The 21,530-nt window shown below is 71.1% G+C and carries 16 protein-coding genes; 9 read left to right on the top strand and 7 right to left on the bottom strand.

All coding sequences use genetic code 11. The features are described 5' to 3' along the window. Positions 1 to 34: 34 nt before the first annotated feature. Positions 35 to 334 carry a DUF1876 domain-containing protein gene (locus OG538_RS34075; protein ID WP_406099449.1) on the bottom strand — a complete coding sequence of 100 codons (300 nt, stop codon included), beginning with the start codon at positions 332 to 334 and terminating at the stop codon, positions 35 to 37. Between the two features lie 250 nt (positions 335 to 584). On the opposite strand from OG538_RS34075, the gene OG538_RS34070 reads away from it, so the two are divergent. Further along, positions 585 to 1,415 (top strand): PP2C family protein-serine/threonine phosphatase, encoded by an 831-nt coding sequence (locus tag OG538_RS34070; protein ID WP_406099448.1) that lies wholly within the window; start codon positions 585 to 587, stop codon positions 1,413 to 1,415. Between the two features lie 63 nt (positions 1,416 to 1,478). Beyond that, complete coding sequence (locus OG538_RS34065) at positions 1,479 to 2,474, top strand: MASE1 domain-containing protein (protein WP_406099446.1); 996 nt, start codon at positions 1,479 to 1,481, stop codon at positions 2,472 to 2,474. An 82-nt stretch (positions 2,475 to 2,556) separates the two neighbouring features. Here OG538_RS34065 and OG538_RS34060 read toward each other — a convergent pair whose 3' ends face one another. Beyond that, entirely contained in the window at positions 2,557 to 3,816 is a 1,260-nt protein-coding gene (locus OG538_RS34060) for an FAD-binding protein (RefSeq protein ID WP_406099445.1), read from the bottom strand. Between the two features lie 418 nt (positions 3,817 to 4,234). On the opposite strand from OG538_RS34060, the gene OG538_RS34055 reads away from it, so the two are divergent. Beyond that, the gene (locus OG538_RS34055) at positions 4,235 to 5,737 is read left to right on the top strand and encodes an exopolysaccharide biosynthesis polyprenyl glycosylphosphotransferase (RefSeq protein ID WP_406099443.1); all 1,503 of its coding nucleotides are present in this window, start codon (positions 4,235 to 4,237) and stop codon (positions 5,735 to 5,737) included. A 100-nt stretch (positions 5,738 to 5,837) separates the two neighbouring features. Here the strand turns inward: OG538_RS34055 and OG538_RS34050 are convergent, their stop codons facing one another. Continuing rightward, positions 5,838 to 6,821 carry a GDP-L-fucose synthase family protein gene (locus tag OG538_RS34050; RefSeq protein WP_406099442.1) on the bottom strand — a complete coding sequence of 328 codons (984 nt, stop codon included), beginning with the start codon at positions 6,819 to 6,821 and terminating at the stop codon, positions 5,838 to 5,840. Positions 6,822 to 6,934: 113 nt separating this feature from the next. On the opposite strand from OG538_RS34050, the gene gmd reads away from it, so the two are divergent. From gmd to OG538_RS34025, 5 genes are read left to right on the top strand one after another with little or no spacing between them, the layout of a single operon-like run. After that, complete coding sequence (gene gmd / locus OG538_RS34045; RefSeq protein ID WP_406099441.1) at positions 6,935 to 7,948, top strand: GDP-mannose 4,6-dehydratase; 1,014 nt, start codon at positions 6,935 to 6,937, stop codon at positions 7,946 to 7,948. After that, positions 7,945 to 10,734: a LamG-like jellyroll fold domain-containing protein gene (locus OG538_RS34040; RefSeq protein WP_406099440.1), complete on the top strand. Its 2,790-nt coding sequence runs from the start codon at positions 7,945 to 7,947 to the stop codon at positions 10,732 to 10,734. Before gmd ends, OG538_RS34040 begins: the two co-directional genes overlap by 4 nt. Beyond that, positions 10,731 to 12,989 carry a LamG-like jellyroll fold domain-containing protein gene (locus OG538_RS34035; RefSeq protein ID WP_406099439.1) on the top strand — a complete coding sequence of 753 codons (2,259 nt, stop codon included), beginning with the start codon at positions 10,731 to 10,733 and terminating at the stop codon, positions 12,987 to 12,989. The genes OG538_RS34040 and OG538_RS34035 overlap by 4 nt, the downstream gene beginning before the upstream one ends. Continuing rightward, positions 12,986 to 13,684 (top strand): hypothetical protein, encoded by a 699-nt coding sequence (locus tag OG538_RS34030; RefSeq protein ID WP_406099438.1) that lies wholly within the window; start codon positions 12,986 to 12,988, stop codon positions 13,682 to 13,684. The genes OG538_RS34035 and OG538_RS34030 overlap by 4 nt, the downstream gene beginning before the upstream one ends. Then, positions 13,681 to 14,508 (top strand): glycosyltransferase family 2 protein, encoded by an 828-nt coding sequence (locus OG538_RS34025; protein WP_406099437.1) that lies wholly within the window; start codon positions 13,681 to 13,683, stop codon positions 14,506 to 14,508. Before OG538_RS34030 ends, OG538_RS34025 begins: the two co-directional genes overlap by 4 nt. On the opposite strand, the gene OG538_RS34020 is transcribed toward OG538_RS34025, so the two are convergent. Next, on the bottom strand, positions 14,497 to 15,669 hold the full coding sequence (locus OG538_RS34020; protein WP_406099435.1) for a glycosyltransferase: 1,173 nt from the start codon (positions 15,667 to 15,669) through the stop codon (positions 14,497 to 14,499). The two genes, OG538_RS34025 and OG538_RS34020, sit on opposite strands and share 12 nt — an antisense overlap. Positions 15,670 to 15,782: 113 nt before the next feature. Between OG538_RS34020 and OG538_RS34015 the strand changes: the two genes are divergently transcribed. Continuing rightward, entirely contained in the window at positions 15,783 to 17,300 is a 1,518-nt protein-coding gene (locus tag OG538_RS34015; protein ID WP_406099434.1) for a hypothetical protein, read from the top strand. Here the strand turns inward: OG538_RS34015 and OG538_RS34010 are convergent. Genes OG538_RS34010 through OG538_RS34000 form a run of 3 tightly spaced genes read right to left on the bottom strand, consistent with a single transcriptional unit; the run spans position 17,269 to position 21,508 of the window. Then, entirely contained in the window at positions 17,269 to 18,513 is a 1,245-nt protein-coding gene (locus OG538_RS34010) for a hypothetical protein (protein ID WP_406099433.1), read from the bottom strand. The genes OG538_RS34015 and OG538_RS34010 overlap by 32 nt on opposite strands. Beyond that, on the bottom strand, positions 18,510 to 20,249 hold the full coding sequence (locus OG538_RS34005) for a lipopolysaccharide biosynthesis protein (protein WP_406099432.1): 1,740 nt from the start codon (positions 20,247 to 20,249) through the stop codon (positions 18,510 to 18,512). Before OG538_RS34005 ends, OG538_RS34010 begins: the two co-directional genes overlap by 4 nt. After that, positions 20,246 to 21,508 carry a glycosyltransferase gene (locus OG538_RS34000; RefSeq protein ID WP_406099431.1) on the bottom strand — a complete coding sequence of 421 codons (1,263 nt, stop codon included), beginning with the start codon at positions 21,506 to 21,508 and terminating at the stop codon, positions 20,246 to 20,248. The genes OG538_RS34005 and OG538_RS34000 overlap by 4 nt, the downstream gene beginning before the upstream one ends. Positions 21,509 to 21,530 lie beyond the last annotated feature (22 nt).

The raw sequence follows: 21,530 nt of genomic DNA, 5'->3' as shown, positions 1-21,530 counted from the left end.
CTCCAGCGGACGGGCCCCGCCGGAGCGGGGGGACTCAGGCCGTCGCGTCCGACCATGCGTACGGCGGCGGCACGGGCCCGTCCCCGGGTCCGGCACCGGCCTTGCCCAGCTCACGGTCGGCCACACTCATCAGCTGACCCGCGACATCGCGCATCGCGCGGCTCGCCGCCAGTTCGTCACCGATGGTGGGCACGTCCGGGTCCTGCGGGCTGCATCGGGCGACCCCGTGGCCGGTGAGTTTCGCCGTTCCGGTGTCCAGCACCGCCTCCGCCTTCGTCGTTCCGTCGTCCTCCGACAGATCGACACGGACCGTCCACTCCATCGTGCGATTCATCGCGCACCTCCCGGGCCGCACCGGCAGGCGGGCGCCCGCCGCCGTACGGGTCCTTTTCCAGCATCCACCCAACCGGCCCCGCACGCCCGTTCCGGCTCGGCCTGCGCGAATACCCGGACCGAAATAGGATGCAGGGACCACGGCCCGCAGCAGCCGAGCCGCGGCCCTTTCCCGCCGGTTTCACCGGCGTCGACCCGCCACGACGGTACCCGTGGTGCGGATGGCCACCACCTGCCCTGCGGAGCGGCCCATGAACCGGCGTCGTCCTACCCGCCCGGCCAGTGCCGAGGAGCTGCTGACCACCCTCCACGACCTCACTTCGCGGGCGCGCCGGGAGGTGGAACTGCATCAGGCCCGGGTGGAGCTGGCCGAGGCACTGCAGCGCGGGATGCTCCCCTCCGCGCTGCCGTCCCTGCCGGGTCTGCGGACCGCTGCCCGCTACGCCCCTGCGCGCAGCGGCCTGGACATCGGCGGTGACTGGTACGACGGATTCCCGCTGCCGGACGGTTCGCTGGCCTTCGCCATCGGTGACGTGCAGGGCCACGACGTCGAGGCGGCGGCCTTCATGGGCCAGATCCGGATCGCGATGCGCGCGGTCGCGGCCACGGCGACCGATCCGGGCGAGGTGGTGGGCCGGACCAATGACCTGCTGCTGGCCGTGGACTCCGGTCTCCTGGCCACCTGCACCTTCGTCCGGCTCGATCCGCGGACCCGGGAGCTGCAGAGTGCCCGGGCCGGACACGTGGGAGCGGTATGGGCCACGGCCGACGGCCGCTCGGGCGTCACCGAGGACGACGGCGGCCTGCCGCTGGGGATCCAGAGCGGCGAGGAGTACCCGGTCACCACTCGGCCGCTCACCGCCGACGGGGCCTTCGTTCTCCTCACGGACGGCGTGATCGAAGGGCCGTCGTACCCCATCGACGACGGACTGAACGCCGTCGTGCGGCTGGTCCGCTCCCACGTCGGCGACGACGCGGACGAACTGGCGGACGCGATCATGGGGACGGCTGAGCGTACCGGGCACGAGGACGATGCCGCGGTACTCGTCCTGCGGCACCAGGCGTTCCCCGCCCCCGGATGAGGCCATGGGGCCGACGCGTGTCACGCAGCAGCCTCCCGTCACGGCCGGTGTCTCATGAGAACCGTGATCAGCAGCGAGAAGAACCGGCGCAGGGCGATCGCTTCACTGCGCATCCTGGCCGTCGCCGGTGCCTACTACGCGGCTGCGGACCTGGGCCTGCTCCGGCAGGTGACGGTCCACGGGTCGGTGGTCACCCCGCTGTGGCCACCGACCGGCATCGCGCTCGGCGCCCTGCTGTATCTGGGGTTGCGCGTATGGCCCGGGATCGCGCTGGGCTCTCTCCTCGTCATCACCACGCTCACCGGATCGGTGTCGCCGTCCACCGTCCTCGTGGTGGCGGGCAACACGGTCGCGCCCGTCTGCGCCTTCCTGCTGCTGCGCAGCTTCGGCTTCCGTCCGGAGCTGGACCGGCTGCGCGACGGAGTCGTCCTGGTCTTCCTGGGCGCGATGGCCGGCATGGTCGTCAGCGCGACCACGGGGACGGCGGTGCTGCTGTTCGACGGCAAACTGCCGGCCAGTGGGTACTGGCCGGTCTGGGCGGCGTGGTGGGCCGGAGACGTCATGGGCGTCCTGGTGGTCACCCCCCTGCTGCTCGTACTGCGCAGGCTGCGGATGCCGCGGCTCACCGACCGGTGGGTGGAGGGGGGTGCGCTGCTGGTCGTCGCGGTGGTGGGCACGCTGGTCGCCACCCGCAGCTCGCTGTCAATGCTCTATCTGGTGTTCCCGATCCTCATCTGGGCGGCGCTGCGTTTCCGGCTCGCGGGCAGCGCGCCGTGCGCGTTACTGATGTCCGTGATGGCGATCGTCGCGGGATCGGACAGGGTGGGCCCGTTCGTCGGCCACACCATGCTGGAGGTCATGGTCAATCTCACGGTCCTGAACGGGGCCGTCGCGCTCACCGCGCTCCTGCTGGCCGCCCTGGTCGCCGAACAACAGAGCGTCCGGCACCGGATCGAACGTGCCTGCGAGGAGCTGGCCGACCTGGTGGACCAGCTCGCCCCGGGCAGGTCGGCGGCCGCCTGGCCGTCCCGCGCGGAGGACGAGCGCGAGAGCCGCTGATCCTGCCGGGACGGGCAGGGGCAGCCCCCCTGCGGAGCCCTTGCGGGAAGCGCCGGAACCCCCCGCAGTCGCGCGCGAGCGGTCACCGTGCGAAATGCCGGTCCAGGAAGTCGTTGCGGAAGGTGCCTGCCGGGTCGTAGCGGGCCATCAGCTTCTCGAAGTCCCCGTACCGCCCGTACAGGGTGCGCAGGACGTCGGGACCTGTGCCGAAGACCTTGCCCCAGTGCGGGCGGGCACCGAACGGCGCCAGCGCCGCCTCGATCTCCGCGAGCACCGGTGCGACGGCCTCACCGTCGGGCACCCAGGTGAAGTGGAACGCCACGGAGTCCCGTCCGGACGCGGGGCTCAGCCACAGGTCGTCGGCCGCCACGGTACGGATCTCGGAGATCTGCAGGAGCGGTGCGATCCGGTCCCGGAGCCGGCCCACGGCCTCGTACGCGGCCGCGGCGTCCTCCCGCGCCACGAAGTACTCGGACTGCAGTTCGTCACCGTTGCTGGGGGTGAACTCCAGCCGGAAGTGCGGCAGCCGTCGGTGCCACGCTCCGGGCACTCCCTGCTGGCGGGTGCAGTTCCCGGCGGGCACGCCGGGGATCGGGTGGCGCGGGCCGTCGGCGAGCCGGGCGCCGAGCCACTCGGCCGGGGCCTGCCGTGGGCCCCCGTCCCCCACTCGCTCCTTGAGCCACACCTGGCCCACCGGGCCCGGCCGCCAGTCGGTGAAGACGCTGACGCTGTACGCGGCCGACATCACCTCGTCGAACCCGGCGGTCAGCACGGACTCCGCAAGCTCCTCGTAGACCCACTGCTGGACATCGAAGGCGGGCACCAGGTCCAGCGTCAGCCGGGTCACCACCCCGATGGCTCCCATGGACACGACCGCTCCCGGGAAGTCCGCGTCACCGCGCCGCAGGGTGACAGCCGCGCCGTCCGCGGTCACCATGTGCAGGGCCCGGACAGCCCCCGCCAGGGAGCGGTTTCCGACGCCGGAGCCGTGAGTGCCGGTCGCACAGGCACCGGCCACCGAGATGTGCGGCAGCGAGCCCAGGTTGTGCAGCGCGAACCCGCTCTCGTGCAGCTCACCGGCGAACTCCCCGAAGCGGAGCCCCGCGCCGACCGTGACCGTCCGCGCGGCCGGGTCGATGTCGACCACCCGCGGCAGTCCGGCCACGGAGACGAGATCCCCGACGGTGTCGGCCACCGTGTTGAAGGAGTGCCGGGTGCCCAGGGCCCGCACCGCGCTGGAGGCCGCGACCGTCTCCTGCAGTTCGGCCTCCGTACGGGGTACACACAACCGCCTCGCCCCGAAGGTGATGTTGCCGGCCCAGTTCGTCTCCGCGGGAGTCACCGTGCGTTCCTCTTTCACTCATGGCCGGGCGCTGTCCCCCGGCACCGCATTCTCCCAGACCACGGCGGGGCCAGGCCGGCGAGCCGGCCGCAACGGTCAATCCCGAGGCGAAGCAACGCAGTTGGAGTCGCGGTGGTACATATCCGCACACGGTCCGATTCCCGTGGGCCCCAAATACCAACAGCCAGCCACAGAACCTGAGATCCAGTACGGATCGGGACGAGTTCTTGGCCACTTCGCCTGTCTGAACTTCACCGGAACTCCAGCGAAATGGCACGTGTGTGGATATCGTGCACCGAGCGAGGGCGCATCCGTCAGTCCACGGGATCGGCGGATGCGTCCCGTTTGTGGAGATGCAACTGTGACTGGGGGGTTCATGGGGCATGTCGAGCTACCCGAATCCGAAATATCAGGACCCGTGGGGCTGGCGGGGGCGCCACGTCCACGGACTGCTTCGAGCCGCCCCCGCAGCCAGGAGTTCGACCGGCTGCGGCAGGGCCCGACCGTACAGCGCGACCGTTTCGACCGGCCCGGGCCGAAGAGCAGACCCGGCCGGTACCTGGCACTCGCCATCGCCTTCGACCTCTTCGGCCTGGGGATTCCCGCCTGGCTCGTCCTGCGCACCGACGGACAGCCCAGGGCCCTGGCCGGTGCGGCAGCGGCCGCGATGGTGTGGTCCGGCGTACGGGCAGCGCGCGGCCGGTACACGGTACGGGGCGCGGGCCGACCGCCCGGCGTCCTGACCGCCACCGGGGACTGGCTGCTGCTCATCGGGCTGATGGCGGTGCTCTGGACCGTGGTCGACGGCACCATCGACCCGGCGACGGCCGTCGTGGCGCTGATCCCGGGCCTGGTGGCGACGTCGGTCGCCTGTGGAGCGCGGCGGCTGCCGTGGTCCGCGCGACGCCGGGCGGTCCGCCGCGTGCTGGTGGTCGGTGAGGCCGCGGGGGTGGACCGGGCAGTGCGACTGCTCGCCTCCCGCGCGGATCACGGCTATCTCGTGGTGGCCGCCGTACCGGTCGGGACGACGGCGCTGACCTGCGAGGCTCCGGTGCCCGGGCGGCTCGCGCCGCAGCCCGCGGACGACGACGCCTCGACGGTGCTGGGTGCGGCCTACGCCCACGAAGCGGACCTGGCACTGGTGGTGCCGGGGCCGCAGCTCGCCGAGGAACGGCTGCGACGGCTGTCGTGGGGGCTGCACGACGGCGGGCTCGACCTGTCCGTGCTGTCGCACCTCTCGGAGATCGCCGAGAGCCGGATACGCCCCTCTTCCGCGGCCGGACTGACCCTGCTGCACATCGTGCCGCCTCTACGGCGCGGCCCGCAGCCGGCACTCAAGGCGGCGGTGGACCGCACCGGAGCGGCCCTCGGCCTCATCGTGCTGGCACCGCTGTTGCTGCTGGTCGCCGCCGCGGTCCGGCTCACCTCGGCCGGGCCGGTCTTCCACCGGCAGATCCGTCAGGGACAGCACAACCGGCCCTTCACGATGTGGAAGTTCCGCTCGATGGTGGTGGACGCCGAGCAGCACAAGGCGCAGCTGGTGACGTCGAACGAGAACGACGGCCCGATGTTCAAGATGCGCCGGGATCCCCGGGTGACCCGCATCGGCCGGCTGCTGCGCCGCTCGTCCCTCGACGAGCTGCCTCAGCTCTTCAACGTGCTACGGGGTGACATGTCCCTGGTCGGCCCCCGGCCGCCGTTGCCGGACGAGGTCTCCCGGTACGACGAGCGCGAGCTGAGGCGGCTCGCCGTCAGACCGGGACTGACAGGCCTCTGGCAGGTCAGCGGGCGATCCGACCTCTCCTGGCAGGAGACCGTGTCGCTCGACCTGTGGTACGTCGACAACTGGTCGGTGGCCACGGACGTAGGACTCATGGCCCGTACGCTGCGCGCCGTCACCGACGGTCGCGGGGCGTACTGAGAGCGGACGGGATCGGATGAGGGCAATGAAAGCGGGCCGGGTGGAGGGTCGCGCCGCCGCGGTCGTCCACCCGGCCGAAGGGCCCGGTCCGGGAAACCGGTCAGACCTGTACGCCCTGCTGTTCCAGCCACCACGCGTAGGTCCGGGCGATGCCGTCGCGCAGCGGGATCTGCGGCTTGAAGCCGAGGGAGGACAACCGGGACACGTCCAGGAGCTTGCGAGGCGTGCCGTCCGGCTTGGTCGTGTCCCAGTCGACATGACCCTGATAGGACGTCACATCGGCTATATGCGCAGCGAGTTCACGGATCGTCAGGTCCTCACCCGAGCCCACGTTGACGGGTGCGTCACCGTCGTACCGCTGCAGCAACAGCACACACGCGGCAGCCAGGTCGTCGACGTGCAGGAACTCGCGGCGGGGACTGCCGGAGCCCCAGAGCGTGACGGCGGGGGCACCGCTCCGGCGTGCCTCGTGAAAGCGGCGGATCAGTGCGGGCAGCACGTGCGAGGTCTCCAGGTCGAAGTTGTCACCCGGTCCGTAGAGGTTGGTGGGCATGGCGCTGATGTACGGGGCACCGAACTGGCGGCGGTAGGACTGGATCTGCACGATCCCGGCGATCTTCGCCAGGGCGTAGGCCTCGTTGGTCGGCTCCAGCGGGCCGGTGAGCAGCGCGGTCTCGTGGATGGGCTGCGGGGCCAGTTTGGGATAGATGCAGGACGAGCCGAGGAAGAGCAGCCGCTCGGTCCCGGCGGCGTGCGCGCCGGCTATCACGCTCAGCTGGATGCGCAGGTTGTCCTCGATGAACTGCACGGGGTACGTGCTGTTGGCCATGATCCCGCCCACCTTGGCGGCGGCCAGCACCACGGCGTCGGGACGCGCGTCGAGCAGAAAGGCTCCGGTCCGCTCGGCATCACGCAGATCGAGGCGGTCGCGCCCGCGGGTGATCACTTCGTGGCCGTCGGCGGCCAGGCGGCGCACCAGCGCCGAGCCCACCAGACCGCGGTGGCCGGCGACGAACACCCGGGCGCCGGGGCGTAGCAGGGACGGGACGGATTCCTGGGGAGGGCCGGGGAGATCAGTCGTCATGGCTCGGATTGTGCCAGCCGCTCCATGACGCGGTGACGCTTTGCCGCAGATCGCTCAAATTCTGAAATTTCGGTTGACCGACCGCCTTTCAGGCGACCACAGAAGGGGGAGACGTGGCGAAGACCGCGCTCATCACCGGCGTGACCGGACAGGACGGTTCGTACCTGTCCGAGCTGCTGCTCCAGAAGGGATACACGGTCCACGGCCTCATACGCCGCTCGTCGAGTTTCAACACCGAGCGGATCGACCACATCTACCAGGGGCCGGAGGAGGAGAACCGCTCGTTCGTCCTGCACCACGCCGACCTGGCCGACGGCGTCGCCCTGGTGAACCTTCTGCGCGACATCCAGCCCGACGAGGTCTACAACCTCGGCGCGCAGTCGCATGTGCGGGTCTCCTTCGACGCGCCGCTGTACACGGGGGACATCACCGGGCTCGGCACGATCCGGCTGCTGGAGGCCGTGCGTGCCAGCGGCATCGACACCCGTGTGTACCAGGCGTCCTCCTCGGAGATGTTCGGCGCCAACCCGCCGCCGCAGAACGAGCAGACCCCGTTCCACCCACGCAGCCCGTACAGCGTCGCCAAGGTGTACTCGTACTGGGCGACCGTCAACTACCGTGAGGCCTACGGAATGTTCGCGGTCAACGGGATCCTGTTCAACCACGAGTCCCCGCGCCGGGGGGAGACGTTCGTGACCCGGAAGATCACCCGCGGGGTGGCCCGGATCAAGGCGGGCCTGCAGACACATCTGCATCTGGGGAACCTGGATGCGGTGCGCGACTGGGGATACGCCCCCGAGTACGTCGACGCGATGTGGCGGATGCTCCAGTGCGAGACGCCGGACGACTACGTGGTGGCCACCGGGGAGGGCGTCAGCGTCCGGCAGTTCCTGGAGTACGCCTTCGAGCACGCCGGTCTGGACTGGCGCGAGCACGTCCGCTACGACGCGAAGTACGAGCGTCCCAGCGAGGTCGACGCGCTGATCGGGGACGCCTCCAAGGCGGCGGAGCTGCTGGGCTGGAAGCCCGCCGTGAAGTCGCGGGAGCTGGCCCGGATCATGGTCGACGCCGATGTCCGGCAGCTTGCCGATCAGCTCACCGGAGCTGCCGTGCGGGTGGACCGGTGAGGGGCCCGCGACGTCCCGGACGCAGCCGCAGCGGGGTGTTCGCCGCCGTCCTGGCCCTTGCGGCCGGAGTCCTGACCGCCTCCGCGGTGACCGCTCCCCCGGCCACCGCGCTGACCCCGCCGGTCGGCTTCACCGCCGACAACCTCGCCACGTACCAGACGAACGGGATCGTCTGGTCGCTCGCCGAGGCGAACGGAACCGTCTACGCGGGCGGCACCTTCACCAACGTCCGTCCGGCCGGCTCCCCCGCCGGCAGCAACACCACTTCCGCTGTCAACTTCGCAGCGTTCAACGCGGCGACCGGGGCGCCCACCGGCTGCTCGCTCTCCTTCACACGCTCCAGCGGCACCGCGACCGTGCGAGCGCTCGCGGTCTCCCCCGACCGGTCCACGCTGTACGCGGGTGGCTACTTCAATGCGGTCAACGGGACCGCTGCCAACGGCCTGGTCGCGATCAACACCGCTACCTGCACCTTGCGTTCTGGTTTCACTCCGGGCTTCGGGGCGGCGGTACGGGCGCTCGACGTGGCAGCGAACGGAACGGTCTACGCCGGCGGCGACTTCCAGAGCATCAACGGCCAGACTCGCCGCTTCTTCGGCGCGGTCACGGCCGCAGGTGCGCTGACTGCCTGGAATCCGGATGCCGACGAGCCCGGACGAACGCTGAAGGTCACCCCCGACGGGCAGAGCGTGCTGATCGGCGGGGACTTCTTCACCGTGGGCGGCGCGAACTCCCACGCGCTCGCCGTGACCGCTGCCGGCACGGGCGTGCTGACCCGCGCGTACGCGAACAACTTCATCCCGGCGTCCGCCGTGATCAAGGACATCGTCACCGACACAGGGTCCAGCGGCTGGTACGTGGGCGGCGAGGGGGCCGGCGGGGCCTCGTTCGACGGTCGGCTCGCCATGGACCTCACCACGTTCGACCAGCGGTGGCGGGACACCTGCCAGGGCGCCACGCAGGCACTCCGGGTCTACCGTGGAGTGCTGTACGCGGGCAGTCACGTCCACGACTGCTCCACCATGGGCGGCTTCCCCAACCAGGTCCGCAAGCACCTGACCGCGCAGTCCGTCGACGATCCGGCGATGCTCGGCTGGCTGCCGGACACCAATGACGGCATCGGTGAACCGGTGGGGCCGCGAGCGCTGACCGTCGCGTCCCGCGACGGACGCGATTTCCTGTGGGTGGGCGGCGAGTTCACCACCGTCAACGGTGTCGCGCAGCAGGCGCTGACCCGGTTCGCCGACTCCCCTGACACGGGGGCGCCTTCCGCACCGGTGGTCAGTCTCTCCGCGCCGCGGGCCGGCGAGGTACGAGTGAGCTGGCGTTCGAGCCTGGACCTGGACGACAGTCGGCTCACCTACCGGGTGTACCGCAACGGCGGCACGACTCCCGTTCACACGGCGACGGGTTCCTCGCTGTTCTTCAGTCGGCCGCAGCTGACCTTCACCGACACCGACGTGGTGGCCGGCCGCAGTTACGCCTACCGGATCACCGCGAGCGACGGCACCAACACCAGCGCCCTCTCCGCCAACGTCTCCGTCACCGCGGCAGGTTCGGCAAGCCCTTACGCGGAACGCGTGCTCGCCGACGGGGCGGATCTGTACTGGCGTTACGACGAGGCGGGCGGCGCGTTCGCCTCCGACGCCTCCGACAACGACGACGGCGGGGTGTACATGAACGCGCCCTCGTACCGTTCGACGCCGTCCGCCGTGACCGGTTCCACGGCGCTCACCCTCAACGGCACGGACGAGTACGTCTACAGCGATCGGCTGCACCACTACGTCTCGCCGTCCCCGTACTCCATCGAGACGTGGTTCCGTACGAGCACGACCCGCGGCGGGCGGATCGTCGGGTACGGCAGCAACATCGGCACCGCCCAGGGTCACACCAGCGGCATCTCCGACAAGGTCCTGTACCTCACCGACAACGGACGCCTCGCCTTCGGTGTCCAGGTCGGCAGTTCCAGCAGCCGGCCGACGATCACCTCGGCCGCGTCCTACAACGACAACGCCTGGCACCACGCGGTCGCCACCCAGGGCCCGTCCGGCATGCGGCTGTACGTGGACGGCGCTCAGGTCGGCACCAACCCCACTGCCGGCAACCGCTCGTACAACGGCTACTGGAGGGTCGGCGGGGACGCCATGTCCACCGCCTGGCCCAACCGTCCGACCAGCACCTACTTCGCGGGGCAGGTCGACGAGACGGCGGTCTACCCGTCGGCGCTGAGCGCCGCCCGGGTGGCCGCCCACCACGATCTGGCGGACACCCCGTCCGGCCCCGGGGACACGACGCTCACGCTGACACCGACGGAGGACGCGTACGTCAACGGGGTCGCCGCGAACACCACCTACAACGACAGCCAGCTCGCCTCCCGGGGCAGCACGCCCTACCTCGGCTACGTGCGTTTCGCCCTGCCGGCCGCGCCGGCCGGGCAGGAGCTCAAGAGCGCCCGGCTCATGTTCCGTACCTCGTCGGACTCCACGGCGGGCTCGGCCGAATCCCACACGCTCGTGCCGGTCACCGGCGCGTGGACCGAGTCGGCGGTCACCTACAGCACCCGCCCGTCGCTCGCCCCGACGGTGCTGGGGACCATCTCCGGCGCGACCGCCGTCTCCACCGACTACTCCGTGGAGCTGAACGCGCCGGTACTGGGTGGGGCCCTGGGCTCCGCCTACTCATTCGCTCTCACCAACAGCGGAACGGACAGCCTCCGCATCTGGTCCAGCGAAGTCGCAACCGCGGCCTACCGGCCGCAGCTCGTTCTCACCTTCGGAGCTGAATGATGAACGCAAGTACGGGGCGCAGACCCGGCGCCCGGGGCCGCACGCGTGCCGTGGCCGCCGCGCTCTGCCTGCTCGCCGGGGCCCTGAGCGCCGCCGCTGCCGGGGGCTCCCCGGCGGTGGCTCTCACCCCGCCGGTGTCACTCACCGCGGACGATCTGTCCACCTGGCAGACCAACGGCATCGTCTGGTCGATGGCCGCGTCGGCCGACGGGGTCGTCTACGCGGGCGGCACCTTCTCCACGGTCCGGCCGCCGGACGCCGCGGCCGGAACGTCGGAACAGCCTGCGGTGAACTTCGCCGCGTTCGACGCCGCGACGGGCGCGCCGACGGGCTGCAACCTGTCGTTCACCCTCTCGTCCGGGACGGCGACCGTGCGGTCCCTCGTACTGTCCCCGGACGGTGACACCCTCTACGCGGGGGGCCAGTTCGGGGCGGTCAACGGGGTCGGGGTCAGCAACATCGCGGCCGTCGACACGGCCACGTGCACCCCGCGCGAGGACTTCAAGGTAGCGGTGTCGGCCACCGTGCGTGCGCTCGCCGTCACCGACGACACGGTGTATCTCGGCGGCGACTTCAACAGCGTTGCGGGGCAGACCCGCAACAAGTTCGCCGCCGTGACCACCGGGGCCCAGCTCAAGCCGTTCACCGCGAACACGGACGAGGTCGGCCGGGCCGTCGAAGTCACCCCCGACGGACAGCACGTGGTGATCGGTGGCGACTTCTTCACCGTCAACGGCACCAACTCGCACGCGCTGGCCGTGGTGGACGCCACGACGGGCGCCCTGGACAAAAGCTATCCGGGATTCATTCCGAACACCTCGACAGTGCAGGACCTGACCTCGGACGCCACCCAGTTCTACACGGCCAACGAAGGTACCGGAGGCGGTGTCTTCGACGGCCGGATCGCGCTCGACCTGACCACCTTCTCCCAGGTCTGGCGCGACACCTGCCTGGGTGCCACGCAGGCCCTGCTGGTGCACAACGGGGTTCTGTACAGCGGCAGTCACGCCCATGACTGCGCGTCCATGGGCGAGTTCCCCGACCAGCCGCGCAAACACCTGCTGGCGCAGGCGGTCGACGACCCGAAACTGCTGCCGTGGTTCCCTGACACCAATGACGGCATCGGGGAGCCGGTCGGTCCGCGGGTGATGGCACAGACGGACAAGGGCGGTCACCACTACCTGTGGGTGGGCGGCGAGTTCACGACGGTCAACGGCTCGGCGCAGCAGGGGCTGACCCGGTTCGCCGACGGCCCGGACACGGGGGCGCCCTGGGTGCCCAACGCCAGTGTCTCCACGGTCCGCGCGGGCGAGGTGGACGTGAACTGGCAGACCAGTTTCGACACCGACGACGGGGAGCTGACCTACCGGATCTACAAGGACGGGGCGAGTGCTCCCGTGCACACCGTCACCGGCTCCTCACTGTTCTGGGACCGCCCGCAGCTGACCTGGACGGATCAGGACGTGGTGCCGGGTGAGACGCACACGTACCGGATCAGTGCGAGCGACGGCACGAACACCAGCGCCAAGTCACCGGCGGTGACGGCGGTCGTGGCGTCCGCGGCGGAGGCGTACCCCGCCAGGGTGATCTCGGACGGCGCCTCGCTGTACTGGCGCTACGACGAGGCCACTTCGACGTTCGCGGGCGATGCCTCGGGCGGCCTGGACAACGGCTTCCTGCGCAACGCGCCCTCGTACCGGCAGACTCCGGCGGCGATCGCCGGCCCGTCGACCGCGATGGGCTTCAACGGGACGGACGAGTACGCGTACAGCAACAGGCGGCACGCCCAGCCGACCAGGTTCTCCACGGAGACGTGGATCAAGACCACGACCGTCAGGGGAGGGAAGATCATCGGCTTCGGGAACCTGACGATGCAGAACAGCGGCCAGTACGACAAGCACGTCTACATGCGCAACGACGGGCGGCTGATGTTCGGGGTCTACAGCGGTGGCACCCGGACCGTGACCACTCCTGCCGCGTACAACGACGGTGCCTGGCACCACGTGGTCGCGACCCAGGGGCCCGGCGGCATGGCACTGTACGTCGACGGGCAGCTCCGTGCCGCCAACCCGCTGTACACCGGCAGCGAGAGCTACCAGGGCTACTGGCGGGTCGGCGGGGACAACCTGGCCAACTGGCCGAACCGCCCGACGAGCAACTTCTTCGCCGGGCAGATCGACGAGACAGCGGTCTATCCGACCGCGCTGAGCAGCTCGCAGGTCGCTGCCCACTACGCGCTGAGGACGGGTGGATGAGGTATCCGTTCCTGGCCGGCGCCGCCGTCGTCATGATGACGGCGGCGCTGGCCGCCTGCGGCTCGTCCTCCGACGGAGGAGGACAGAAGGCGTCCGGGGCCGGTCCGGCAGCCTCGTCGGGCCCCGCCGCGGGCCCGGAGTCCGGGCCGGGGAGCCCGGCCCCCGCCGGCCCGAAGGCATCCCCCACCAGCGAGCCCCCGAAGATTCCCACCCAAGAACTCACTCCGGCCACCGGCTCGTTCACGAAGAAGCAGAAGGAGTACCTCGTCGATCGCGTGCCCAAGGGCATGGACCCCGCAGCCGTGCTCCAGACCGGACAGGAGACCTGCGCCCGGTTGACGTACCTCGTCAAGGTGGATCGGGACACGGCCGTCGGCGCGATCGTCACCGGTGAGATCGCCGACGCGAAGCCCGCGGTCGAGCACCTGTGCATCCAGCACAGGGACTTGGTGGAGCGGGCGTCCCGGGGGTACGCCGACGGCACGCACCAGGGCAAGCAGCTGCGACCGGGGAAGTACCGGGACGTCACCCCGACCAGGACCTGCAACTGGCAGGTCACCGGGGCGAACGGCAAGAACCTGGTGTCGGGCTCGTCCGACGACGGAGAACGGACCGCGATCACGATCCCGGAGGCCGCCCGCGCCTTCACCTCCACAGGCTGCTACGCCTGGCTGCCCGAAGGAGACAACGGATGAACAAGCTGCCGATAGCCGTGGCGATCCCCACGAAGAACGAGGGGCTCAACATCGCCGAGGCGGTGAAGTCGGTCCTCGGCCACTTCGAGGCGGTCGTCGTCGTCGACTCGCACAGCACCGACGACACCGCGAAGATCGCTGCAGAGTGCGGGGCGGAGGTCGTCATGTACACCTGGGACGGCGGGCACCCCAGGAAGAAGCAGTGGTGCCTGGACCACGTCCGCACCGATCTGGACTGGATCCTGCTGCTCGACGGGGACGAACGGCTGAGTCCCGGCCTGCTGGCCGAGCTGCGGCAGGTCTTCGCCGACCCGGACGCGCCCCGGCCGGCGGCGTACGACATCCCGCTGGGGTACTGGTTCTCGGGAAAGCGGCTGCGCCACGGATACACCATCCGCAAGCGCTCGTTGACCGACCGCACCCGCAGCCACTACCCGGAGGTGGGGGATCTCGACGCACCGGGCATCGGCGAGGTGGAGGGGCACTACCAGCCGGTCGCGGAGAGCGCGGGAGCGCTCCGCAACCCGATCGAGCACCAGGATCTCGACCCGGTGACCGCCTGGTTCGAGCGGCACAACCGCTACTCGGACTGGGAGGCGTGGCTGGAACACCACCCCGACGTCAAGGAGCAGGTGCGCCGGGTCAAGTCCCGGCAGGGACAGCTGTTCCACAAGGCGCCGTTCAAGCCGCTGGTGTCCTTCGCCTACATGTACGTGTACCGGCGCGGGTTCCTGGACGGGCGGGCCGGGTTCGACTTCGCGTTGGCGATGAGCTTCTACCGGTGGCAGATCGCGCTCAAGTCGCGCGAACCGTCAGCCTCCTGAGCTCCGGCGCTTCCGGCGGACCACGTCCTCGTAGGTCCGCCGGAGTGTCCGGGTCACGACGTCGATGGTGAAGTCCTCGTTGACCAGCTCCCAGGCGGCCCGCCCCGCTTCGGCGTTGGCCGCGGGCTCCAGCAGTTCCAGGACCGCCTGTGCGACCTTCCCCGCATTGGCCTCGTCCTCGCCGGGGCGGCTGTCGATCACCCGGCCCGCTCCGGCCCGCGCGACGTCGGGGCCCAGTCCGCAGGTGCGGGTGATGACCACGGGTGTGCCGACGGACATCGCTTCGAGGACCGAGACACCCAGGGGTTCCTCGATCGACGGCAGGACGTACACATCGGCCTGCCGTCCCGCGGCCAGCACCTCTTCATGGTCCAGCGGGCCGACGTGGTCGAGCGAGTCCAGCACACCCAGGCTGCGGGCCAGTCGCAGCGTGCCGGGGAGTGCGCCGGTGTCGGGCCCTGCCAGGACGAAGCGCGCATCCGGGTGCTTGGCGAGGACCGCGGGCATCGCGGCCACGAAGTCCTCCGGCCGCTTGCGCTCCTGGATCCGGGCGAGGAAGAGCACGGTCGGCGGGCGGGCCGGGTCGCGGGCGGGCTTGAGCTCCTGCGGGCGTACACCGTTGACCAGGCGCACGGTCCTGGTGAGCGCGACGGGAGCCGCGACGGCGTTCACGTCGAGCCGTTCGGCCTCGGTCAGGTGGAGCACCGCGTCCGCGCCGCGCAGGACCGTTCGTACGCCCAGCAGGTCGGTCAGTTGCGCCACCCGCTTCTCGGTGGGGTCCACCATGCCGTGCGTCTGGACGACGAGCGGGGTGCGGGTGGCCAGCGCGAGCAGCGCGGCAGGCAGTGTCACCAGGTCGCGCATCAGATGGACGTGGACGAGGTCGGCGCCGCGCATCATGCGTCGAGCGGCAAGCAGCAGGGGGCCGGAGGTGATGCCGCTGACCTCGAACATCGGCAGCAGGTGGCGAGCCTGGAAGAGGTGGACGGGCACGCCCTCCACCTCCCCGGGCAGCGGGCCGTCGAAGCCGTCGCCCAGGGCCATGATCCGGGCGTCGTCACCCCCGGCGCGCTGGACCTTCGAAAGGTTCAGGGCCACCCGGGTCGGACCGCCGAAGGCGTGGTCCGGGGTGTGCAGTGTGACGATGTGCAGGATCTTCACCAGGGTTCCCCTCACCCTCGGCCGACTGTTCACAGACTAGTCATCACATCACCTCAAGTGGGCTGATTCGTTAAGGTGTTCACAGGCTCGCAGGGCCATGGAACGGGGGAACGATGACGTCCGTGCACGAGGCGCCGCCGTCCGCGCCCGTTCGGGAGGAAGGCCCTCGCCCTCCCGTCGAACCGCTCGCGAAACCGATGTCGTGGGCGATGCTGTCGCGGGCGATGGCCGTGCCGCTCATCCTGGGGCTGGTCTGCTTCCTGCCGGCGCTGATCGCGGCCCAGCCCGGAACCGGGTCGCGGGACACGGCGTACTGGCTGCAGCTCGTGCTCACTTGCTATGCCGGAGCCCGGCTCGCCACGATGATCCTGTCCACCCGGCGCCGGCTGCTGCAGGGCGTCTTCTGGATGTTCGTGTACATCGCGATGGGGGTGGCGCCGTTCGCTCAGGCGGTCATCGGTCAGACGCCCACGCCGATGGTCGGGCCGCGCTCCGATCTGGTCACGGCGATCGCCCTGATCCTGGTGGGGTGCGCCGCCTTCGACCTGGGGGCGCTGCTGGCTTCCCGGCGTCCGCTGCGGCGGCGTACCACGTCCCGCGGCGGTGGCGGCGGTCCCGCCTTGACGCATCCGGTCAGGCTGCGGCTGCTGGTGCTGCTCGCGTTCGCGGCGAGCGGGTACTACGTCCTGAAGGTCGGCGGGCCCGCCGTGTTCTTCTCCAGCAGGCAGGAGATCAGCGCCTCGGTCGCGCAGAGCGGCGTCGCGTCCGGGGAGTCCAATGTGGGCTCGGCGTTCCTGAAGGGCTTCGGAACCGTCCCGGCCCTGCTGGCGCTGCTGTTCCACACCCGGCGGCTGGTGACCTCGCGCCGGGCCCGACGCTCCCCGTCCACCGTCCTGGTGTGGATCGCACTGGCAGCGGTGAACCTCGTGGTGAACAACCCCATATCCAATGCGCGTTACTGGTTCCTGACGGTGCTGGTCTCTCTGTTGTTCACGGCGTTCCCCAGCAGCGCGGCGATGTACCGGTCGGTCCTGGCCATGGGGGTGATCGGCGCCCTGGTGCTGTTCCCGTACGCGGACAGGTTCCGCTACGACGACTCGGGGTACCGGCCGGTCCAGTCGTCGTCGGTGTTCGAGCCGCTGGCCACCAAGGACTACGACCAGACGGTGATGTTCGCCAACACCATCTCCTGGGTCGACACCCGCGGCCACACCTACGGCCGCCAACTGGCGGGATCTGCCTTCTTCTTCGTACCTCGGGCTGCCTGGAGCGGGAAGCCGGAGGACACCGGCGTGCGCGTCGGGCAGTGGATGGGGATGAACATGACGAACCTCTCCGCGCCGCTGTGGACCGAACTGTGGGTGGACTTCGGGGCTCCGGGCCTGATCGGCGGGCTGGCCCTGATCGGTTACGCGGCTGCGCGCACCGACCGCCGCTATGCCCGGGCGGTTACGCGGGACGGTCCTGGGCCCGGCAGCGTTCTGGCGATCACGGCGCCGCTGATCGCCGGATACACCTTCATCCTGTTGCGCGGTCCGCTGCTCCAGGCTGTCGGAAAGCTCGCCATCGCGGCGCTGTGCCTGATGCTCGTCACGAGTTTCACGGACCGGAACCGACGGCGCTCGCACTGACCGGGGCCTGCCCGGACGTGCTCCGGCGGGTGAGCCGGGCCACCCGGGTCCAGGTCGCGACCGCTTTGCAGACCGACCCCAGGCACAGGCCCCAGGCGGCGCCCATCACCCCTGCGAACAGGTAGCCGCCGACGAGGAAGGCGACCGCGGCGACCGAGAAGACCACCTGGATGGAGAGCGTGGCGCGGGGATCGAGCAGCCTCAGCGCGAGCAGCCCGCAGGTGCCGACGGCCATCGCCGCGTACTGGCTGCCCGTCGCCGGGAGCAGCGCCGCCGCCGTCGGCCACGTATCGCCCAGGAGATGGCGTCCGACCGAGCCGGGAAGCAGGGCGAGGACGGTGGCCCAGCCGGCCGCGGCCAGTGCCAGGAGGGCGCCCAGGGCCGCGGTGGCCCGCACCCGGAGCCGGTCGGTGGCCAGCCGTCCCAGGAGCGGGGGGCCGAATCCGGTGGCCGAGGTGAACAGCACGTTCAGGGGCCCGAAGAGGGTGGTGGCGCCTCTCAGGGCGCCGACGACGAGGGGGTTGCCGACAGCACCGAGCCCCAGCACGGAGAGCTGACTGGTCGCGTTGCCCACGCCGAACTCGACGACGAACCGTCGGCCGAGGTGCCCCTTCGCCAGGAGGGGTCTCAGCAGCACCGGGGTGCCGGCCGTCCGGCGGTGCAGAGCGATCGCGGACAGCACGAGCGCGGGCAAGGCGGAGAGGCCCCAGACCATGACCAGCCGGGCGGCGGGGGCGCCGTGCGGCTGTACGGCGAGTGCGCCGAGGACGCAGGCCAGCCGGAGCGTGTCGGCGGCCAGAGCCATGTGCTGTGCGTGGAGCGTCGCGAAGGCGTAGCGGGCCGTGTCCTGTGCGAGGACGACCGGCAGGACGAGCCCGAGCACGGTCAGGGCGCGGGCCGTCTCCCCCGGCAGGACCGCGCAGACTGCGGCGAGCAGGCCGCCGACGGCGGCGGAGACGAGCAGGGTGAAGCCGATCGCGGAGCGGCAGGCACCGCGCGTCCCGTCGCTCGCCCCGCGACGGAGCACCAACGGCTGGCCGGTGTAGGCGCCGGACACTCCGAGGAGCACGGTGAAGACGAGGTAGACGGCGGAGAAGCGTGCGAAGTCGGCGACGGTGGAGAGCCTGGCGGCCACCACCAGGACCAATATGTTGGTGAGTGCCGCCACCCCCTGGTCGGCGACCGAGCAGACGACCGCGGTGCGCGCCCTCATCTGTGCCCTGCGGTGCTGCTGTGGTCGCTGCCGCCGCGTCCGCTGCCCCCGTCCAGCGTGCGCAGGCCGAGTGTCTCGGTGGGGTCGCCTGCATGCCCGCCGGCGTCGGCCCGGTCGGGACCGCCCGCCTGCGGGCCGTCGTTGCCGTGCGGGGGTACCGGGCGGCCCCGGCGTTTGGCGGCCTTGCGGCGGGCCCGGCGCTCCAGGCGCCCGTGGCCGGGGTGCAGCAGAGTGCCGAGGACGGAGCCGCCCGCGGCGCCGATGACCTCGCGAATGCGCTCCAGGTCGCTGCGGTGCACCTCGCGCGGGTCGCAGACCACCACGACGCCTTCGACGCGGTCGATGAGCGCGACGGCGTCGGCGTACGAGAGCACGGGCGGGGCCAGCACGATGACGACGGCTCCCGGCCGGCCGCCCTCGGCGAGGATGCGGCCGACAGGCGCGGAGGTCAGGGCGCGCGGCACGTTGTCCGTGCGGCGGCCGGCGATCAGGGTGAAGGCTCCCGACCCGGGCACGTCCACGTTGATACGGCTGTCCGACGGCCAGGTTCGCCCGTCCCCTTCGGCGGCCCAGCTGGGCCGGGCGCCGCGGCCCGCCGCGCCCAGTTCCTTGGCCAGCGACGGGGCCCTCAGATCGGCCTCGACCAGCAGGACGTCGCGCCCCATCTCGGCGAAGGCCGCCGCGAGGTTGGCCGCCGCGGCGGTCGCCATGTCGTTGTCGCCGCGGGGAGCCGTGACCAGGAGCCGCCGGCGCTCGGTGAAGGAGGGGTCGTAGGCGAGCCGGAAGGCTACTGCCCGGTACTCCTCGGCCAGTCTGCTGCCGCCGCGCCCGATCGCCAGCAGCGTTCCGGCCGCCGCTCGTTCCCTGGGCAGGGTGCCGAGCAGCGGGGCGCCGAGGGAGCGGCTGAGTTCCCTGGTGGAGCGGACGGCGGGATCGAAGACGAGTCGCACCCAGGACAGCAGCAGGCCGAGCGCGAGACCGACGACGCCGCCGAGTCCGAGGAGCAGGGGCAGCCCCGCGCCGCTGGGTGTCTCGGGCACGACGGGGTTCTTGTTCAGATAGCCGGGTGTCGTGTCGAGGGCGCGCAACTCCGAGATCTTCTGGCTCAGTTCGGAGATGGAGACGATGAGGTTGGCCCGCGCGCTGGTGACGTCGTTGCCGACGGTGCCGGTCTCCTGCTCGGCGAGCCGGTCGCGTTGTTCGGTGAGCGGTTTCAGCTGGGCGCGGTAGCCGTCGACCATGTTGTCGATGCTGTTCTCCGTGCGTTCCCGGCGTATCTCCAGGTACGCCTCGGCAAGGGCCTGAGCGCGGGCCTTGGCCTGTTCGGGGCTGGGACCGGTGTAGGAGAACCTGAGGACGAGGGTGTTGGGCGGGTTGGTGACCTGGAGACCGGAGAGCAGCGGTCCCACGTCCACGGCGTCCCCGGACTTGGCCAGAGAGGCGCTGGCCACGGTGCCCACGGCGTCGCTGACGGCGGTCTGGCGCTCGGAGCCGATGTTGATGCCCTTGTCGGCCGAGGCGCCCGCGGCGAAGGGGTCCGAGGTGGCGGAGCGTACGGACACCTCGCCGGTGGAGGTGTAGGTGTCCTCGCCGCTGAGGGCCAGCCAGCCGGCGCCGAGCAGTCCGACGACGACGCCCGCGGCGAGCAGGGCGCGGTAACGCAGGAGCTGGCGGAACTGGTCCCGCAGCAGCGCGGGTTCGTCCTGGTCCTCCAGGGCGCGGATCGGGTGGGTCATCGGCGGTGTCTCCCTTCGGCGTCCTGAAGGACCTCGGTGAGCAGTGCGTCGAAGCGGGCGAGACCGGCTTCCCTGCTGAGATGGCGGGCCACGTAGAGCGGTCCGTTGGAGCCGAGTTCGGCGGCGGCCGCGGGCTCCTCGACGAGTTTGCGGACCGCGGCGAGCACCGCGGCCGGGTCCTCGGGTGCGACAAGGAGTCCGGCACCCGAACGCTGAACCTCCTGGGCGGTCCCGCCCCCGTCGGCCACGGAGGCGATGACGGGGCGGCCCGAGACGAAGTACGAGGTGAGCTTGGAGGGCACGCTCATGTCGAGCACGGACGCGCGCTGGGTCACGGCGAGTACGTCCGCGGCGGCCAGGATGTCGGTGAACTCGTCCGCGTCGGCGGGCGGCAGGAGATCGAGGTTGGGCAGGCCGGACGCTCGGGCCGCCAGGGCGTCGCGCTGGTTGCCGTCCCCCATCAGGACGATGCGTATCTCGGGGGCGAGCCGCGCCGCGTCGACGAGGACCTCCAGCCCCTGCTTGAGTCCCATGTTGCCGGAGTGCAGGACCACGGGGGTGCCCTCCGGCCAGCCGAGGCGGGCCCTGGTCGCGGCGCGGTCGGCCGAAGGCGCCCGGACGTGGCTCCAGTTGGGGACCAGACGGATACGGTCCGGGTCCACTCCGTAGGCGGTGACCCGGGGGACGAAGCTCTCGTGGATGACGCCGACCAGCGTCGCGGCCTCCAGCGCGTACCGCTCGGCCCGGGACGCCAGGGCCGCCGCCCTTCCGCCGCCCCGGATGCCGCTCTGCGCGGCGGCGGCACCCATCAGGTCCTGCACGACGGGTATGTAGGGGACCCGGTGGCGGCGGGCGAGCCTGGCGCCGATGACGCCGCCGGCGAGGCTCGGCAGCTGGGAGATCACCGCGTCGGGGCGCAGCGCGGGCGGGGCGACGAGGCCGTGCGCGAGCACACTCGCCTCGAAGGCGGCTCTGCGCAGGGCGCTCTGACGGGGCGGCACATAGTGTCTTCGCCGGTGGACGGTGACGCCCGAGCGCTGCTCCTCGGCCCGCCACACCCCCCGGTAGGCCGCTTCGGTCCGCCAGGCCGGGTAGTGCGGCATGCCGGTCAGAACATGGGTGTCGGCGCCCGAGCGGGCCCAGTGCTCGGCGAGCTGCGCGGCATACGGACCGATGCCGGTGAGCTCGGGTGCGTAGTTCGTGGAGACCACCAGCAAGCGGCGGCCGTCGAGCGGCTTGTGGTGCTCTGATTCTGGCATCGGACGATCGCCTTCCCCCCGG

The sequence above is a fragment of the Streptomyces sp. NBC_01013 genome (assembly GCF_045162765.1).
Classification (GTDB): Bacteria; Actinomycetota; Actinomycetes; order Streptomycetales; family Streptomycetaceae; genus Streptomyces.
This window is presented reverse-complemented; position numbering and strand designations above follow the sequence as displayed.

Bases quoted from the DNA above. Each gene is read 5' to 3' on its own strand.
- OG538_RS34075 (WP_406099449.1), bottom strand. From the start codon at position 334: ATGAATCGCACGATGGAGTGGACGGTCCGTGTCGATCTGTCGGAGGAC.
- OG538_RS34070 (WP_406099448.1), top strand. From the start codon at position 585: ATGAACCGGCGTCGTCCTACCCGCCCGGCCAGTGCCGAGGAGCTGCTG.
- OG538_RS34050 (WP_406099442.1), bottom strand. From the start codon at position 6,821: ATGACGACTGATCTCCCCGGCCCTCCCCAGGAATCCGTCCCGTCCCTG.
- OG538_RS34035 (WP_406099439.1), top strand. From the start codon at position 10,731: ATGATGAACGCAAGTACGGGGCGCAGACCCGGCGCCCGGGGCCGCACG.
- OG538_RS34030 (WP_406099438.1), top strand. From the start codon at position 12,986: ATGAGGTATCCGTTCCTGGCCGGCGCCGCCGTCGTCATGATGACGGCG.
- OG538_RS34025 (WP_406099437.1), top strand. From the start codon at position 13,681: ATGAACAAGCTGCCGATAGCCGTGGCGATCCCCACGAAGAACGAGGGG.
- OG538_RS34015 (WP_406099434.1), top strand. From the start codon at position 15,783: ATGACGTCCGTGCACGAGGCGCCGCCGTCCGCGCCCGTTCGGGAGGAA.
- OG538_RS34010 (WP_406099433.1), bottom strand. From the start codon at position 18,513: ATGAGGGCGCGCACCGCGGTCGTCTGCTCGGTCGCCGACCAGGGGGTG.
- OG538_RS34005 (WP_406099432.1), bottom strand. From the start codon at position 20,249: ATGACCCACCCGATCCGCGCCCTGGAGGACCAGGACGAACCCGCGCTG.
- OG538_RS34000 (WP_406099431.1), bottom strand. From the start codon at position 21,508: ATGCCAGAATCAGAGCACCACAAGCCGCTCGACGGCCGCCGCTTGCTG.